The following is a 602-nucleotide window of genomic DNA, read 5'->3' on the forward strand; positions in this document are numbered from 1 at the left end:
CTATAAAGACAATATGTTCGTGACCAGTTCTGAAAAACGCGAATACGCGGTTAAACCGATGAACTGTCCAGGTCATGTGCAAATTTTCAATAACGGCTTGCGCTCATATCGCGATTTGCCAATGCGTTTGGCTGAGTTCGGTTCTTGCCACCGCAATGAACCAAGCGGTGCATTGCATGGTCTGATGCGTGTTCGCGGTTTTGTACAGGATGATGCGCATATCTTCTGTACCGAAGATCAAATCGTTGATGAAGCACGTGCATTCAATGAATTGCTGGTTCGCATTTACAAACAATTCGGATTCCATGATGTTGCCGTGAAGCTGTCCCTCCGCCCTGAACAACGTGCAGGTTCTGATGAAGTTTGGGATAAAGCCGAACAAGGCCTGCGTGATGCATTGACCGCTTGCGGCGTAGAGTGGGAAGAACTGCCTGGCGAAGGTGCATTCTATGGTCCTAAGATTGAGTACCATGTTAAAGATGCCTTGGGTCGCTCTTGGCAGTGCGGTACCCTGCAGTTGGACTTCGTATTGCCGGAGCGTTTGAATGCAGAATATGTAACAGAAAACAACGACCGTGCGCGTCCTGTAATGTTGCACCGTG

General features: G+C 48.7%; 1 protein-coding gene. It reads left to right on the forward strand.

The window, feature by feature from the left end; translation table 11 throughout:
* A partial coding sequence (locus ACTHS3_RS16560; RefSeq protein ID WP_440368580.1) for an aminoacyl--tRNA ligase-related protein occupies window positions 1–602 on the forward strand: 602 nt, incomplete at both ends.

The organism is Neisseria sp. P0009.S007 (genome assembly GCF_051962515.1).